Annotated in this window: 14 protein-coding genes; 7 read left to right on the forward strand and 7 right to left on the reverse strand. The window is 69.9% G+C overall.

Annotation, left to right across the window (positions count from 1 at the left end; genetic code table 11):
• Window positions 1-8 precede the first annotated feature (8 nt).
• A complete protein-coding gene (locus G369_RS0107880) occupies window positions 9-1,379 on the reverse strand; it encodes a TolC family protein (protein ID WP_019653441.1) in 1,371 nt (456 codons plus the stop codon).
• Between the two features lie 99 nt (window positions 1,380-1,478).
• Window positions 1,479-1,853: a hypothetical protein gene (locus tag G369_RS0107885; protein ID WP_019653442.1), complete on the reverse strand. Its 375-nt coding sequence runs from the start codon at window positions 1,851-1,853 to the stop codon at window positions 1,479-1,481.
• Between the two features lie 161 nt (window positions 1,854-2,014).
• Between G369_RS0107885 and G369_RS0107890 the strand changes: the two genes are divergently transcribed.
• Both G369_RS0107890 and G369_RS0107895 read left to right on the forward strand, forming a co-directional pair.
• Window positions 2,015-2,692 carry a heavy metal response regulator transcription factor gene (locus G369_RS0107890; RefSeq protein WP_019653443.1) on the forward strand — a complete coding sequence of 226 codons (678 nt, stop codon included), beginning with the start codon at window positions 2,015-2,017 and terminating at the stop codon, window positions 2,690-2,692.
• On the forward strand, window positions 2,689-4,035 hold the full coding sequence (locus G369_RS0107895) for a heavy metal sensor histidine kinase (protein ID WP_019653444.1): 1,347 nt from the start codon (window positions 2,689-2,691) through the stop codon (window positions 4,033-4,035). Before G369_RS0107890 ends, G369_RS0107895 begins: the two co-directional genes overlap by 4 nt.
• A gap of 6 nt (window positions 4,036-4,041) precedes the next feature.
• On the opposite strand, the gene G369_RS0107900 is transcribed toward G369_RS0107895, so the two are convergent.
• Both G369_RS0107900 and G369_RS0107905 read right to left on the reverse strand, forming a co-directional pair.
• Window positions 4,042-5,295: a cation:proton antiporter gene (locus tag G369_RS0107900; protein WP_019653445.1), complete on the reverse strand. Its 1,254-nt coding sequence runs from the start codon at window positions 5,293-5,295 to the stop codon at window positions 4,042-4,044.
• Between the two features lie 110 nt (window positions 5,296-5,405).
• On the reverse strand, window positions 5,406-7,751 hold the full coding sequence (locus G369_RS0107905; protein WP_019653446.1) for a heavy metal translocating P-type ATPase: 2,346 nt from the start codon (window positions 7,749-7,751) through the stop codon (window positions 5,406-5,408).
• A 70-nt stretch (window positions 7,752-7,821) separates the two neighbouring features.
• Here G369_RS0107905 and cadR point away from each other — a divergent pair, with 70 nt between their 5' ends.
• Window positions 7,822-8,292, forward strand: a complete 471-nt coding sequence (cadR, locus tag G369_RS0107910; RefSeq protein WP_019653447.1) for a Cd(II)/Pb(II)-responsive transcriptional regulator — start codon at window positions 7,822-7,824, stop codon at window positions 8,290-8,292.
• Window positions 8,293-8,320: 28 nt separating this feature from the next.
• Here cadR and cysE read toward each other — a convergent pair whose 3' ends face one another.
• On the reverse strand, window positions 8,321-9,124 hold the full coding sequence (gene cysE, locus G369_RS0107915) for a serine O-acetyltransferase (RefSeq protein WP_309939305.1): 804 nt from the start codon (window positions 9,122-9,124) through the stop codon (window positions 8,321-8,323).
• A 57-nt stretch (window positions 9,125-9,181) separates the two neighbouring features.
• Window positions 9,182-9,940, reverse strand: a complete 759-nt coding sequence (locus G369_RS0107920) for an RNA methyltransferase (RefSeq protein WP_019653449.1) — start codon at window positions 9,938-9,940, stop codon at window positions 9,182-9,184.
• Between the two features lie 110 nt (window positions 9,941-10,050).
• Between G369_RS0107920 and G369_RS0107925 the strand changes: the two genes are divergently transcribed.
• The 4 genes from G369_RS0107925 to G369_RS0107940 are packed head-to-tail and all read left to right on the forward strand — an operon-like array spanning window position 10,051 to window position 14,876.
• A complete protein-coding gene (locus tag G369_RS0107925; RefSeq protein WP_019653450.1) occupies window positions 10,051-11,118 on the forward strand; it encodes an inositol monophosphatase family protein in 1,068 nt (355 codons plus the stop codon).
• Between the two features lie 2 nt (window positions 11,119-11,120).
• Window positions 11,121-13,367 carry an FUSC family protein gene (locus G369_RS0107930; protein WP_026346266.1) on the forward strand — a complete coding sequence of 749 codons (2,247 nt, stop codon included), beginning with the start codon at window positions 11,121-11,123 and terminating at the stop codon, window positions 13,365-13,367.
• Window positions 13,367-14,461: a mechanosensitive ion channel family protein gene (locus G369_RS0107935; RefSeq protein ID WP_019653452.1), complete on the forward strand. Its 1,095-nt coding sequence runs from the start codon at window positions 13,367-13,369 to the stop codon at window positions 14,459-14,461. The genes G369_RS0107930 and G369_RS0107935 overlap by 1 nt, the downstream gene beginning before the upstream one ends.
• Complete coding sequence (locus G369_RS0107940; protein ID WP_051127535.1) at window positions 14,400-14,876, forward strand: YbaN family protein; 477 nt, start codon at window positions 14,400-14,402, stop codon at window positions 14,874-14,876. The genes G369_RS0107935 and G369_RS0107940 overlap by 62 nt, the downstream gene beginning before the upstream one ends.
• Here the strand turns inward: G369_RS0107940 and G369_RS0107945 are convergent.
• Window positions 14,873-15,337: an Lrp/AsnC family transcriptional regulator gene (locus G369_RS0107945; protein ID WP_026346268.1), complete on the reverse strand. Its 465-nt coding sequence runs from the start codon at window positions 15,335-15,337 to the stop codon at window positions 14,873-14,875. The two genes, G369_RS0107940 and G369_RS0107945, sit on opposite strands and share 4 nt — an antisense overlap.
• Between the last annotated feature and the right edge of the window lie 6 nt (window positions 15,338-15,343).

Below are 15,343 nucleotides of genomic sequence, written 5' to 3' on the forward strand. Positions count from 1 at the left end.
ATTGCTTTTCAGCGTGCGGCGGGCGTGGTGGTGGTCAGCGTCGCGGCAGGGATGGCTTCGCCTTCATTGCCCAGCAGCCGGTCGAGTTCGCCCGCGGCGCGGTGCGCATCGGCCAGCGCGAGCAGGTACTGCGCGCGCACCTGGAACAGCGTGCGCTGTGCATCCAGCGCCTCCAGGAAGCTGAACTTGCCCAGCTCGAAGCCCTTGGTGGCGGCCTTGTAGGCGCTCTCGGCGCCGGGCAGCGCGTCGCGCTGCAGCGTCTCGGCGGTGGCATGCGCGGAACGCAGGCGCTCGGTGGCCTGGGCCACGTCGGTGCCCAGTTGCAGCTCGGCGGCGGCGAGGTCGTCTCGCGCCTTTTCCTCGCGGCTCAGGGCTTCGGCGACGTTGCCCCGGTTCGTGTCGAAGATCGGCAGCGGCACCGACAGACCCAGTACCACCTGGTTGCGCCGGCTGCCGCCGTTCTCGCCCTCGGACGCCGGTACGCGCTTGGCGCCGAGCGAGACGGTCACGTCGGGGATGCGCCTGGCGCGCTCCAGTTCGGCCAGCGCGTTGCGCCGCTCGACCTCCAGCCGCGCCTGCCTCACCACCGGCGCATCGGCCAGCCGGTTGGCGATGTCCTGCGCGGAGGCCATCGCGGGCAACTGGTCGACCGCGCCATCCACCTGCGTGAAGCGCGGGCTCGGATTGCCCCACAGCGCTGCGAGCTGCTGGCGCGCGGAGCGCAGCGTGCCCTCGGCCTGCATCAGCTCGACGCGGATGCCGGCCTCGGCCACGCGCGCCTTGATTTCCTCCAGCGGCGAGACCTTGCCCGCCGCAACGCGGTTGGCTGCTGCGCGGGTGGCAGCCTGCGCGAGGCCGACCGAGTCCTGCGCGAGCCGCAGGCGCTCCTGCGCGGTGAGTACGTCGAAGAAGGCGGTGACGGTGGCCGCGCGGATCTCCGCGCGGCGGCCTGCCAGCGCCGACGCGGCCTGGTCGCGCGCTCGCTCGGCCGCCGTGACGCGGGCCGCGCGCTTGCCGCCCAGCTCGATGGGCTGGCTCAGCTGCAGCGTGGTGGTGCGGTTGTCGCGGCGCAGGTCTTCGAGCTGCGCGTCGAGCGTGGGATTGGGCCAGGCGCCGGCCTGCACGATGGCGGCCTCGGTCGCCTCCTGTTCGCGCAGCGCGGAAGACAGGCCGGGGTTTGCCTGCAGCGCCATGGCAACGGCGCTGCGAAGCGTGAGCGGGCCCGCGGGCTCCTGCACGCGGGCAGCGGCCGTGCCCGACGGCGCGGACATTGAAGACTGTGAATGAAGGGGCCCGGCCTGCGCGGCCTGCGCGACCTGTGAAAAAGCCGGGGGCGCCGCCATGACCAGCACGGCCAGCGGCACGAAGAGCGTGCGCATCGAATTCTCCTGGGTTGCGAAACAACGGACGGACGAATTCGGCGAGAGCTCGGCTAGCTGATGGTGGGTATCAGGAAGGGGTTGTGTTCTCTCGCCGAATCAGGCGGCGAGAGACCAGTCGGGGCGCACCGGAACGTCGGAGACGTGCGAGGCGAAGCGCTCGTCGGCCGTCGCACGCAGCGGCTGAGGCTCGTGCGCTGGCGACTGCGCGGGCTCGTCCAGCGCATCGGCGTGCTGGGCATGGCCGAACTGGCAGACGGCGCAGTCGCCGACCACGGCATTGGGCTGGGTGCTGGAGTTCTTCTGCGCGCCTTCGCCGCTGTGGCTGCGGTCGGTGCCGCGCGTCTCGCTTTCGTGGTGGCCCCAGTGGTCGGGCCGCGAATCGCGCTCATGCTGGCAGTACGCCGACGCCGACGCCCAACTGAACTGGAACGGCAGCAGGGCAAGCATGAAGATGAGGAACCAGCGGCGCATGGAGGCAAAAAGTATATCGGCGGCCTGCGTCGGCCCTCGTGGCAATGGCCCTTCGGGACGCAGGCCCGGCGCACTGTACGACGCGAAGGCGAGGCTTTGTCCGTCAAGCGGATTACCGAAACGTAACCCTGTTTCCATGAGGGCTTCGATACGATCCGGCAATGCGTATCCTGGTCATAGAAGACGAGCCCAAGCTGGGCGACTACCTCAAGAAGGGGCTCGAGGAGAACGGCTACGTCGTCGACGTAGCCCGAGACGGCATCGAGGGGAAGTACCTCGCCACCGAAGGCGACTACGCGCTGATCCTGCTCGACGTGATGCTTCCCGGCATCGACGGCTTCTCTGTTCTCCAGGCCCTTCGCCGTACGAAGAACGTGCCGGTGCTGGTGCTCACGGCGCGCGACAAGGTCGAAGACCGCGTGCTCGGATTGCAGCAGGGCGCGGACGACTACCTGGTCAAGCCCTTCTCCTTCTCCGAGCTTCTGGCGCGCGTGCAGGCCCTCCTGCGCCGGGGCAAGGCGCAGGAATCCACGGTGCTGCGGCTCGCCGACCTCGAGGTCGACCTGATCAGCCGCAAGTGCATGCGCAACGGCATGCGCCTGGATCTCACGGCCAAGGAATTCACGCTGCTGCTGGTGCTGCTGCGCCGTCGCGGCCAGATCCTCTCGCGCACCACACTCGCCGAGCAGGTGTGGGACATGAACTTCGACAGCGACACCAACGTGGTCGAAGTGGCCATCCGCCGGCTGCGCAGCAAGCTCGACGACCCCTTCGACGTGAAGCTGCTGCACACCGTGCGCGGCATGGGCTACGTGCTCGAAGACCGCTCCTGGCATTGAGCCCCCGGCCGCGATCACTTCAGAGCCGGCTGTCGCTCTGGCTCGCCGCGCAGACCCTGTTCGGGTTGAGCGTGATCTGCTTCGCCATCTATCTCGTCACGGCCTGGAACTTCGGACAGAAGCAGGAAGAGGAACTCTCCAACAAGGCCGTGCTGGTGCAGCACCTGCTGCAGGAGGCGGAAAAAGGCGGCGACCTCGTCTTCCTTCGGCACAAGCTCGACGACTTCTTCTCGATGCAGGACGACGTGACCCTGTCGATCTCCGCCGGCGGCAGGCAGCTCTTCGAATCGCGTCCGCTGGCCGGCGGCAAGTGGATGCTGCGCGACGTGCAGGTGCCCTGGACGCAGGCCGGTACCACCACCCAGCTCGCCGTTCGCATCGGTGTGAACACCGCGCAGGAAGCCCAACTGCTGCGCCGCCTCGCGTGGACCCTGCTGGGCGCCGTGGTGCTGGGCACCGCGCTGGTCTCGCTCACAGGCATGTGGCTGGTGCGTCGCGGCCTGAAGCCGCTGAAGACGCTGACCGAGCGCACCGCGGCGATGGCGCCCGACAAGGCCAACCAGCCGATCGACGCCGATGACTTCGCGCAGGAGCTGCGCCCCTGGATCACCCAGTTCAACGCACTGCTGCTGCGGGTGCAGCGCGCCTACGTGCAGCTCGAGTCCTTCAATGCCGACGTGGCGCACGAGCTGCGCACGCCGCTGGCCAACCTGATCGGCTCCACCGAACTCGCGCTCACTCGCCCGCGCAGCAACGAGGAGCTGCAGACCGTGCTCGCCTCCAACCTCGAGGAGGTCGGCCGGCTCTCGGGCATCGTCACCGACATGCTGTTCCTCTCGCAGGCCGAGCGCGGCGCGCCCATGCGCACCCGGGCCGTGACGAGCCTCGCCGCGCAGGCCGCGGACGTGATCGACTTCTACGACGCGATGCTCGAGGAATCCGGCCTGCGCGCAGAAGTGCGCGGCGACGCCATGGCCGACGTGGACGCAGCGCTCGTGCGCCGTGCGCTCTTCAACCTGCTGGGCAATGCGATCCGCTTCGCCGCGCCCGCCTCGACCATACGCATCGAGATCGCCGAAGAGGTCGCCGAGGAGGTCGCAAAGCAAGGCGCCACGGAGTTCGCCGTGGCCGTGGTCAACAAGGGCGAGCCCATCGACCCGGCCGCCCTGCCCCGCCTGTTCGAGCGCTTTTACCGCGCCGCGCAGGCCCGCGACGGCTCCACGCGCCACCACGGCCTGGGCCTGTCGATCGTGGAAGCCATCGCCCGCATGCACGGCGGGCGGGTGTTCGCCGCGAGCCGTGGCGGCGAGACGCGCATCGGCTTCACCGTGGCCAAGCGCTGACCGAACTCAGGGCTTCGCGTGCGCGGCGTCCGCCGCCACAGCCTGCTTGCGGCCGATGAAAAGGTTGATCAGCGGCCCCGTCATCGCGGTGGTGGCCAGCGCCATCACCAGCAGCATGGTGAAGAGCTCAGGGCCGATGAGGCCCGCGTCGAGGCCGATCTTCATGACGATGAGTTCCATCAGTCCGCGCGCATTCATCAGCGAACCGGTGGCGAGGCTGTCGCGCCATCCGTAGCCCGCCATGCGCGCACCGGCCGCGCCGCCGGCGATCTTGCCCACGGTGGCCACGCCCACGATCAGCAGCATCGCGCCCAGGCTCGCACCCGAGAAGGCGTTGGCCGTGGTGCCCAGCCCGGCGAGCGCGAAGAAGAGCGGCATCAGCACCACGATGGAGATCGGCTCGATGCGCTCGGTGAGCGACTTCAGCAGGCGGTCGTCGCGCGGCAGGCAGGCGCCGAACAGGAATGCACCGAACACCGCGTGCAGGTGCAGCCACTCGGTGACCAGCGAGGTCGCCAGCAGGCCGATCATCAGCGCCGCCATCACCGTGGTCGAAGGCTCGCCCTCTGGCGCCTTCACGCGCAGCAGCCACGCGAAGGCCGGCTTGAGCCCGAGGAACAACGCCGCCAGCACGACCGCCATGCCCAGCGTGGTCTTCAGCAGCCCCTGGTAACCCTCTCCCGCGCCGACCAGCGCGATCACCACCGCCAGCAGGATCCAGGCGAACACGTCCACCACGGCCGCCGCGCTCAGCGAGAGCTGCCCGAAGGGCGTGCGCGTCATGCCGCGGTCCTTCAGGATGCGCGCCATCACCGGAAAGGCGGTGATCGACAGCGCCGCCGCAATGAAAAGCGCGAAGGGCCAGAAGCCCACGCCGGCCGGCGCCAGCGCGGGATGCAGCGCCGGCGCGATCGCGATGCCCAGCGCCATCGGCACGACCACGCTCAGCACGCCCACGTAGCCCGCGGAGCGCAGCTGCTCGCGCACGCCCTTGGAAGCCCGCAGTTCCAGGCCGACGACGAACATGAAGAGCACCAGCCCCAGCGTGGAAAGAGAAGACAGCCCCTGCAGCGACTCCTTCGAGAAGAGCTGCGCATGCAGCGAGGGAAAGAGCGCCCCCATCACCACCGGCCCGAGCATCAGCCCCGCCGCCATCTCGCCGACCACGCCGGGCTGGCCGACGTGGCGAAGGACCCAGCCGCACAGCCGCGCGGTGACCAGGATGACGATGAGCTGCAGCAGGAGCGAGGTGACGGACATCGAAGGACTCTGGCTGGAGAAGGAAGGGATATCCGGCCTATGTTAGTCCCAAGCCACCTCGCGCAGCCAGCCGGGCCTGGCCCTCCCGGACTGCCCGTGCGCCCCCTCGCTCACTTCGGCGTGCGCATCAACCGCAGCCCGTTCGCCACCACCAGCAGGCTCGCGCCCATGTCCGCGAACACCGCCATCCACATCGTCGCGCTGCCGAACACCGCGAGCACGAAGAACACGGCCTTGATGCCCAGCGCCAGGGTGATGTTCTGCCACAGCACCGAGTGCGCGCGGCGCGAGAGGCGGATGGTCTCGGGGATGCGGCGCAGGTCGTCGTTCATGATGACCACGTCGGCCGCTTCCATCGCGGTGTCGGTGCCGGCGCCGCCCATCGCGAAGCCGATGTCGGCCTGCGCGAGGGCGGGGGCGTCGTTGATGCCGTCGCCGGTCATCGCCGCCGCGCCGTAGCGCTGCTGCATGGCCTTGATGGCGTCGAGCTTCTCCTCGGGCAGCAGGTTGCCGCGCACGTCCTCGATGCCGGCGTGGGCGCCGATGGTCCTGGCGGTGGCGATGTTGTCGCCGGTGAGCATCACGGGCACGACGCCGAGCGAGCGCAGTTCGGCCACCGCCGCCTGCGACGATTCCTTGATGGTGTCGGCCACGGCGAAGAGCGCGAGCACGGCCTCGTTCGAAGCAAGCAGCGTGACGGTGCGGCCGGCCTCCTCGTGGCGCTGGAGCTCGGCTTCGAGCGACGGCGTGCAGAGCCCCCGCTCCTCGATCAAGCGATGGTTGCCCAGCACGTACGCCTGCCCCGCGTGCACGGCCTGCACGCCACGGCCGGGCAGCGCGGTGAAGTCGGCGACTTCGCCCTGCTCGCCCCTCAACCCTTCGGCGATGGCCTTCGACACCGGGTGGTCGGAGCGGCCCGCGATGCTGGCGGCAATGGCGAACACCGCCGCCTGGTTGCCAGCCGAGGATTCGCCGACCAGCGACGACGCCACCAGCTTCGGCTTGCCTTCGGTGATGGTGCCGGTCTTGTCGAGCGCCACCGCCTTGAGCTTGCGCGCCTCTTCGAGGTACGTGCCGCCCTTGATGAGAATGCCGCGCCGCGCAGCCGAGGCCAGTGCGCTCACCACCGTGACCGGGGTGGAGATGACCAGTGCGCACGGGCAGGCGATGACCAGCAGCACCAGCGCCTTGTAGATGGCCTGCGTCCAGGTCCAGTCCATGAAGAACGGCGTGAGCACCGCGACGGCCAGCGCCAGCACGAAGACGGCGGGCGTGTAGATGGCGGCGAACCGGTCGACGAAGCGCTGCGTGGGCGCGCGCGAGCCCTGTGCTTCCTCGACCGCGTGGATGATGCGCGCGAGCGTGGTGTTGGCGGCCACGGCCGTCACGCGGAATTCGAGCGCAGCTGTCTGGTTGATGGTGCCGGCGAACACCTGGTCGCCGACGGTCTTGTCGACCGGAATGCTCTCGCCGGTGACGGGCGCCTGGTCGATGGCGCTGGTGCCCTCGGTGACGATGCCGTCCAGCGGCACGCGCCCGCCGGGGCGGATGCGCGCGATGGCCTCCAGCGGCACCTCGCTCGCCATCACCGTCTTCCAGCTGCCGTCGGCCTGCTTCACCTCGGCCTGCTCGGGCGCGAGGGCCAGCAGGCTCTGGATGGCGTTTCGCGCGCGGTCCACGGCACGGGCCTCGATGAGTTCGGCAATTGCGTAGAGCGCCATCACCATCGCAGCCTCGGGCCACTGGCCGATGATGAAGGCGCCGGTGACGGCCACCGCCATCAGCGCGTTGATGTTCAGGCGCCCGCGCACCAGCGCCGCGAAGCCCTTCCTGTAGGTGTCGAGACCCGCGAGGCCGATGGCGCCCAGCGCCAGTGCCATCTCGAACACCATGAAGCCCCGGCCCTCCAGCCCCATGAACGAGACCGACTCGGCCGCGATCGCCAGCACCAGCGCCGCGACCAGCCGCGCGAGCCCGGCGCTCATGCCTGCGATCTTCGCGGGTGCTACAGGAGCGGCCTGCGCGCCCGGCGCATTCAGCGGCTCGGGCTTGAAGCCCGCCTTGCGGATGGCGGCAAGCGCCTCGGGCAGCACGCCGTCATCGGTGGTGATGGCCATGGTGCGCTCGCCGAGGCGGAAGCGCAGCGCCTTGACGCCCGCGATGGGCTCCAGCGCGCGGCGGATCTCGGACTCCTCCACCGCGCAGTCCATGGTGGGAATCCGAAAGAGCAAGGCGCCCGTGGGCACGTCGCCGGCATCGGGCGCCAGCGGAATCGGGCCGTGGCCGGCGGTGCTGCTGCAGCCGCAGCAGGCGTCGGCCGGCTTGGCCTTCGGATGCTCGTGGGCGTGGCCATGTCCATGGCCGTGATCGTGGCCGTGCCCCTCCTCGTGTGCATGCGGATGAGAGTGCGCGTGCGAGCGCGGCACGGCCGGATTCAGGGCGTTCTGGTTCGTCATGGAATCGATTGGAAACCCTGAAGCAGGTGTAGAGTCAACCGCTCATGTCCACTCGTCCATTTGCCGCATCATGAAAATCGGAGAACTGGCCAAGGTCGCGAACACGCCGGTCGAAACCATCCGGTACTACGAGCGCGAACGACTGCTGCCCGAACCCGCGCGCACCGAGGGCAACTACCGCATCTACGACGAGGACCACGCCCAGCGCCTGGGCTTCATCCGCCGCTGCCGCTCGCTGGACATGACGCTCGACGAGATCCGCAGCCTGCTGAAATTCCGCGATGCGCCCCAGGAAGACTGCGGCGAGGTCAACCGGCTGCTGGACGACCACATCGGCCACGTGGCCGCGCGCATCGCCGAGCTGAAGACGCTGGAGAAGCAGCTGAAGGCGCTGCGCCAGCAGTGCTGCGGCCCCGAATCGGCGAACGCCTGCGGCATCCTGCAGGAGCTCGACACCGCGGCGCTCGCGCCCGAGACCTTCGGGCAGCATGCGGGCCACGTGCACGGCGCGCTGCACGCCCCGGCCAAGCGCGGCGGCTGAGCGCGACTCCTGCGCGGCTTTCTTTCTTCTACTTGCCGATCAGCTGCGTGAGCTTGTCGGCCTCGAAGCTCTGGTCGCGTGCGGCCTCGCCCGGCACGCAGTCCTTGCTGCCGGGCTGGGCCGAGAGCTTCTCGATGGCCTGCCACAGGAGCGCGATCTGGTGTTCCTGGCTCGATGCGTTTTCGATCAGGCTGCGCATGGCCTGGCTCAGCGGATCGTCGTCCTGCGTGATGCCGTAGGCGGAGAACTTCTGCGGCGCGGCCACGTCGGCGCTCTCGCCCGCCTTCGACGGGATGATCCGCGCCGGGATGCCCACCGCCGTGGCGCCGGCCGGCACCGGCTTGATGACCACTGCGTTGCTGCCGATCTTGGCGCCGTCGCCCACGACGAAGCCGCCCAGCACCTTGGCCCCGGCACTCACGACCACGTCGCGCCCCAGCGTCGGATGCCGCTTGGTGCCCTTGTAGAGCGAGGTGCCGCCCAGGGTCACGCCCTGGTAGATGGTGCAGCCGTCGCCGATCTCGGCCGTCTCGCCCACGACGACGCCCATGGCGTGGTCGAAGAACACACGCTCGCCGATCTTGGCGGCGGGGTGGATCTCGATGCCGGTCAGCCAGCGGGCCCAGTGTGCGATGGCGCGCGCGGGCCACTTGAAGCCATGGGTCCAACAGGCGTGTGCCCAGCGATGCAGAACCACGGCGTGGAAGCCGGGGTAGACCGTGATCACTTCCCAGGCGCTTCGAGCGGCCGGGTCGCGTTCGAGGATGCACCGGATGTCGGCGCGCAGTCTGGAGAACATCGCTGCCTTATGCCTTCTGTCTGTTGTCGTTATATCGATAGGGGCCGCGCAGTCTAAGGCCGGGTGTCTTCGCGTACGAACGATAAGGTTTTAGTCGCTCTCGGGCGTCTTGCCGCCCTTGTCCGCCCTGGGCGGCCGGGTCGCGTCGCTCATCGCCTTGGCGATGCCGCGCAGGATGTGGATCTCCTCCGGCGTGGGCTGGGCCCGGTTGAAGAGCTGCTGCAGCCTGGGCATGAGCTTCTTGGGCGCCCCGGGATCGAGGAAGCCGATCTCCACCAGCGAGCGCTCCCAGTGGTCGAGCATGCCGGCCACGGCCTGCGCGTCGGCCGCCTGCACGGGCTGGACGGCCTCGCGCACCTCGTAGCCGCCCAGCGCCAGCCGCCATTCGTAGGCGATCACCTGGATGGCCGCGCCCAGGTTGAGCGAGCCGAATTTCGGGTCGGTGGGAATGCTCAGGGCCACGTTGCAGCGGTAGACGTCCTCGTTGCGCATGCCGAAACGCTCGGAGCCGAACAGGAAGGCTACGTGCTGGTCGCCCTGTTCCGCCAGGGGCTCCAGGTGCTCCCGGGGCGAGCGCGTAGGCGGGCCGAAGTCGCGCGGGATCATGGCGGTGGCGCACATGTGGGTCACGCCGTCGAGGGCCTCGTCGAGCGTCTCGACGATGCGGGCGTTGGCCAGCACGTCGAGCGCGCCGCTCGCGCGCTGGATGGTTTCCTCGCGCCGCAGCACGTTGGCCCAACGCGGGGCCACCAGCACCAGGTCGGAAAAACCCATGGTCTTCATGGCGCGGGCGGCGGCGCCCACGTTGCCGGCGTGGCTGGTCTGGATCAGGATGAAACGGGTGCGCATGGGGGGTTGGCGGACACTAACGGGCGGAGCCGGTAAAATCCCCCGATTCTCGCCGCCCGCATCGCCGGGCCGTCTCCGGGGGCCCTCCCCACCGTTCTTCCCACAATCCAATGTCGTCCCCCAACCTGCATCCCATGCTCAACGTGGCCGTCAAGGCCGCACGCGCCGCCGGCGCCATCATCAATCGCGCCGCCCTCGACGTGGAGGCCGTGCGCATCTCCCAGAAGCAGGTCAACGACTTCGTCACCGAAGTCGATCACGCCAGCGAGCAAGCGATCATCGAGACGCTGCTCGGCGCGTACCCGGGGCACGGCATCCTCGCGGAAGAATCCGGCAGCCAGTACGGCGCCAAGGACTCCGACTACGTCTGGATCATCGATCCGCTGGACGGCACCACCAACTTCATCCACGGCTTCCCGGTCTACTGCGTGTCGATCGCGCTGTCGGTGCGCGGCAAGATCGAGCAGGCCGTGGTGTACGACCCTACCCGCAACGACCTCTTCACCGCCACCAAGGGCCGCGGTGCCTACATGAACGAGCGCCGCATCCGCGTCTCGAAGCGCACCCGCCTCAACGAGTGCCTGATCTCCACCGGCTTCCCCTTCCGTACCGGCGACAACTTCAAGCAGTACCTGGCCATCATGGCGGACATGATGCCCCGCGCCGCCGGCCTGCGCCGCCCCGGCGCCGCCGCGCTCGACCTGGCCTACGTGGCCGCGGGCTTCACCGACGCCTTCTTCGAGACCGGCCTGAACCCCTGGGACGTGGCCGCGGGCTCGCTGCTGGTCACCGAGGCCGGCGGCCTGATCGGCAACTTCACGGGCGAGCCCGAGTTCATCGACCAGCGCGAATGCCTGGCCGGCGCCCCGCGCGTGTACGGCCAGCTGGTGCCGCTGCTGTCCAAGTACTCCAAGTTCGCCACCGTCGACGAGAAACTGCGCGCCAGCGACCGCGTGCGCGCCGTCTCGGCCTCCGCCAAGGCGAGCGCCGGCACCGCGGCCGACGCCTCGGCCGACCTCTACGCCCGCAGCACGGTGCCGGGCTTCGCCGACGAGGCAGCCGAAGCCGAAACCCCGGCCGCGCCGGCGGCGGCTCCCGCTCCGCGCAAGCTCACGCGCGTGCGCCGCGAGGCGCCCGCCAACGGCGCGCCTTCCGAAGGCAACTCCTCCGCCAAGTGACGATGCAGGGGCCCAGCAGCGCCGCGCCCCGGGTCCGTGCCGCTCTGCGCATCGCGCTGAGCCACTACGTCGCGAGCGGGCTCACCGTCGCGCTGGGCCTGCTCTTCATCTCCGCCGGAATGCATTTCTGGCTGGGCACCATGGCGGCCTCGGCCGCCGCCACCGGCGTGATCGTCACCGCGCCGCCCGACCTGCCCGGCCCGCGCCGCGGCAAGTTCCTGCAGATGCTGCCGGCGCCGCTCATCGGGCTGCCGCTGTTCTTCGCGGTGCAGATGCTGCACAGCGCCCCCATCCGCCTCGGGCTGCTGCTGGTGCCCGCCACCTTCATGGCCTTCCTGGCCATGGCCTGGGGCAAGCGGGGCATCCCGATCGCCATCGCTGTGATGTTCTCGATGGTGTTCTCCATGGCCACGCAGGCGCCGCCCGACATGGCCGACGCCATCAAGCGCACCTGGCACTTCGGGCTGGGCGCGGGGCTGTACGTGATCTGGGCCACGCTGGCCAACCTGGCGCTCAACGGGCGCTTCCGCACCCAGTCGATCGCCGACGTGCTGTATTCGCTGGCGGCGCTCATGCGCACCGAGGCCAGCCAGTTCCTGCCGCAGGACGAGACCCGCGACGTGCGCGACACGCCCGCTCCCATGCTGGGGCGGCTGCTGCGCGAGCAGGCTGCGCTGGCCGACCAGCTGCAGGCCACGCGCGACATCGTGCTCGAATCGCCGCGCACCCCGCGCCGCCAGCGGCTTGCCGCCATGCTGGTGATCGTGCTCGAGATGCGCGACCAGCTGCTGGCCAGCGAGCTCGACCTCGACACCCTGCGCGCCCACCCCGCGCATGCCGAGGCGCTCGTCGAGATGCGCCGCGTGCTCGAGGAGCTGGCCGACGAGACCGTCGCCCTGGCCGACGCGCTCATGTTCGGCCGCCAGCCCGACGCGGTGGCCGACCGCCGCCCGCGCCTGGCGGCCATCCACGTCTCGGCGGACGACGGCACCGCCGGCGGCGGCCACATCGGCCCCACCGCCGCGATGCTCGCGCGCGGGCTGGCCAGCCGCATCGGCCACATCAACGACGAGGTGCTGCGCCTGTCGGCCATGGCGCGCGGCGACGCCGAGCCCAACCTGGCCGTGGTGCGTGCCAACTGGCAGCTCTTCGTGAGCCCCACCGACTGGTCGCTGCGCCCCTTCTTCACGCTCTGGAGCTGGGACCAGCCGCCGCTGCGCCACGCGATCCGCGCCGCGCTGGCCATCGCGGCCGGCTACGCCATCGCGGTGTCGATGCCGTGGGGTTCGCACGACTACTGGATCCTGCTGACCATCGTGGTGGTGCTGCGCGGCAGCCTCTCGCAGACGCTGGAGCGGCGCAACGCCCGCGTGGCCGGCACGCTGCTGGGCTGCGTGCTCGCGGTGGGGCTGCTGTCGGCGCATCCGTCGGCGCTATGGCTGCTGGTCATCGTCACGGTGTCGCAGGCCATCGCGCACAGCTTCGCGGTGCGGCGCTACCTGATCACCGCGGTGGCCGCCACCGTGCTGGGCCTGGTGCAGGCCCACATGCTGAACGTGGGCGTGGCGCCGATCTTCGCGCTGTTCGAGCGCATCGCCGACACGCTCATCGGCGCCGCGCTCGCCTGGGCCTTCTGCTACGTGCTGCCCTCGTGGGAGCGCACGCAGCTGCCGGCGCTGGTCGCACGCGTGCTCACCGCGCAGGCCCGCCATGCGCGGCTGGCACTGGGCCTGGGCCAGCTCAAGGCCATCGACAGCAGCCCCGAGCTCGAATGGCGCCTCGCGCGCCGCGAGGCCTACGACAGCCTCTCGGCGCTGGTGCAGGCCACGCAGCGCTCGCTGTCGGAGCCGCGCGCGGTGCAGCCGCCGCTGGAGCCGCTGGAGCACCTGCAGGCCCACAGCTACCAGCTGCTCGCGCAGCTCAGCGCGGTGAAGTCGATGCTGGTGCTGCGGCGCGACCGCCTCACGCCCGCCGAGGTGGAAGGCCCCATCGGCCGCACCGCGCAGCGCATCGAGGCCGCCATCGGAACTATTCCAACCACCGGTCCCTCCCACCCCGAGAGTGCCGGTTCGACCACGGTCGGCGGCCCGATCCCCCTGCCCGACCCGTTCGACAACGACATCAGCCCCTGGCTGCTTCGCCGGCTCGACCTGGCCACGGCACTCGCCACGCAGCTGCGCGACGACGCAGCGCGCATTCTTCAACCTCTGAACGAGACAACAGAACAAGCGAAGACGACTCCCGCCTGATGACCAAAGAGATACTTGCCCACCCCTGGTTCGGCACCTGGCTTGCCGCCCTGATCGCAGTCCCCCTCTCTCTTCTCGCGCACCGCATCGTCGGCATGGTGCTCAGGCGGATCACCCGCCCCGCGCCGGCCATCCATGCGATGGTGGTCAACTGCAGGGCGCCCGCCAGGCTCGTGTTCCCGCTGGTCGCGCTCACCATGGTGTGGCAGGGCGCGCCGGACGACCTGCGCTTCATCGGCAACGTGCGCCACTTCACCGGCCTGCTGCTCATCGCCGCCACCACCTGGCTGGCAGTGAAGGCCATCAGCGGCTTCGCGGAAGGCGTGCTGGCGCAGCATCCTTCCGACGTCGCCGACAACCTGCAGGCCCGCCGCGTGCTCACCCAGACGCGCGTGCTCGCGCGCACCGCGATGACCGTGGTGGTCGTGGCCGGCGGCGCGATGATGCTCATGACCTTCCCGGGCGCGCGCCAGGTGGGCGCAAGCCTGCTGGCCTCTGCCGGCGTGATCGGCATCGTGGCCGGTCTGGCGGCCAAGCCGGTGTTCAGCAACCTCATCGCCGGCCTGCAGATCGCGCTGGCGCAGCCCATCCGCATCGACGACGTACTGGTGGTCGAAGGCGAATGGGGCCGCGTCGAGGAAATCACCGGCACCTTCGTGGTCGTGAAGATCTGGGACGAGCGCCGCCTGATCCTGCCGCTCACCTACTTCATCGAGAAGCCCTTCCAGAACTGGACGCGGCATTCGGCACAGCTGCTGGGCGCGGTGTTCATCTACGTCGACTACGGCATGCCCCTCGCGCCGCTGCGCGAAGAGGTCGAGCGCATCGTGAAGGCCGCGCCCGAGTGGGACGGCCGCTTCTTCAACCTGCGTGTGACCGACGCCACCGAGCGCACGATGCAGATCCGCGTGCTCTGCACCGCCGCCACCTCGGGCCTGACCTTCGATCTGCGCTGCACCGTGCGCGAAGGCCTCATCGACTTCATGCAGCGCGAGTACCCGCAGTTCCTGCCGAAGATGCGCATCACGGCCGATGGGCTGCCCGAGCGCGAGCAGCTGCCGCAGCAACCGCAACCGGGACAGGCCCCGGCCTGACCCTGCCTTGAACAAGCCCGAGCCGGCCCCCGCGCCCGAACGCAAGTCCGCGCTCACGCGAGCGCTGCTCTATGCCTTCGCGGTGCTGTGCCTGGTACTGGGCCTCATCGGCGTGGTCGTGCCGGGCATGCCGACCACGGTGTTCATCCTGATGGCCGCCTGGGCCGCGGCGCGCAGCTCGCCCCGGCTGCATGCCTGGCTGCTGAACCACCGCCTCTTCGGCCCGCTGCTGCACAACTGGGCCAACGGCCGCACCGTGAGCCGGCGCGCCAAGTGGAGCGCGACCGTGACGATGGCGGCCTGCGCCGTGATCGTCTCGTTCACCGCGCACCGCGCATGGCTCGCCGGCCTGGCCATCGGGTGCATGGCCTGCGTGCTGGCGTGGCTCTGGTCGCGGCCGCTGCCTCCGGCCTAGCGGCGCGGCGGCTTTTCCATTTCAGGCGCGGCGATGGGGCGCGCCGGAATCGGCACCGACATCACGATCGACGTGCGCGTCTCGCCCAGGTGGTTGATGCTGCTCACGAAGGCTTCCAGGTGCTCGATGTCGCGTGCGGCCACCTTCAGCACGTACGAGTCCTGCCCCGTCACGTGGAAGCATTCGAGCACCTCGCGCCTGCCCTCCAGCAGCTTCAGCAGCCGCGCCTTGTCGGGCTGCGGCGTGGTGATGCCGACGAGCGCCATCACCGCGTAGCCCACATGGCGCGGCGGCACCACGGCGCGATAGCCGGCGAGCACGCCGGCTTCTTCCAACCGCTTCACGCGCTCCGAGGTCGAGGGCACCGACAGGCCGACCTGCCGCGCCAGCGCGGTGAGCGAGGTGCGGGCATCGGCCTGCAGCACTTCGAGGATCTGCCAGTTCTTGCTGTCGATTTCCATGGATTT

Source organism: Variovorax atrisoli 110B (assembly GCF_000382045.1).
In the GTDB taxonomy this organism is placed as follows: domain Bacteria; phylum Pseudomonadota; class Gammaproteobacteria; order Burkholderiales; family Burkholderiaceae_C; genus Variovorax; species Variovorax atrisoli.

Coding starts and splice junctions, on each gene's coding strand:
- G369_RS0107885 (WP_019653442.1), bottom strand. CDS start 1,853: ATGCGCCGCTGGTTCCTCATCTTCATGCTTGCCCTGCTGCCGTTCCAG.
- G369_RS0107920 (WP_019653449.1), bottom strand. CDS start 9,940: ATGCGCACCCGTTTCATCCTGATCCAGACCAGCCACGCCGGCAACGTG.
- G369_RS0107930 (WP_026346266.1), top strand. CDS start 11,121: ATGCAGGGGCCCAGCAGCGCCGCGCCCCGGGTCCGTGCCGCTCTGCGC.
- G369_RS0107925 (WP_019653450.1), top strand. CDS start 10,051: ATGTCGTCCCCCAACCTGCATCCCATGCTCAACGTGGCCGTCAAGGCC.
- G369_RS0107880 (WP_019653441.1), bottom strand. CDS start 1,379: ATGCGCACGCTCTTCGTGCCGCTGGCCGTGCTGGTCATGGCGGCGCCC.
- G369_RS0107945 (WP_026346268.1), bottom strand. CDS start 15,337: ATGGAAATCGACAGCAAGAACTGGCAGATCCTCGAAGTGCTGCAGGCC.
- G369_RS0107890 (WP_019653443.1), top strand. CDS start 2,015: ATGCGTATCCTGGTCATAGAAGACGAGCCCAAGCTGGGCGACTACCTC.
- G369_RS0107905 (WP_019653446.1), bottom strand. CDS start 7,751: ATGACGAACCAGAACGCCCTGAATCCGGCCGTGCCGCGCTCGCACGCG.
- G369_RS0107900 (WP_019653445.1), bottom strand. CDS start 5,295: ATGTCCGTCACCTCGCTCCTGCTGCAGCTCATCGTCATCCTGGTCACC.
- G369_RS0107940 (WP_051127535.1), top strand. CDS start 14,400: ATGGGCTGCCCGAGCGCGAGCAGCTGCCGCAGCAACCGCAACCGGGAC.
- G369_RS0107935 (WP_019653452.1), top strand. CDS start 13,367: ATGACCAAAGAGATACTTGCCCACCCCTGGTTCGGCACCTGGCTTGCC.
- cadR (WP_019653447.1), top strand. CDS start 7,822: ATGAAAATCGGAGAACTGGCCAAGGTCGCGAACACGCCGGTCGAAACC.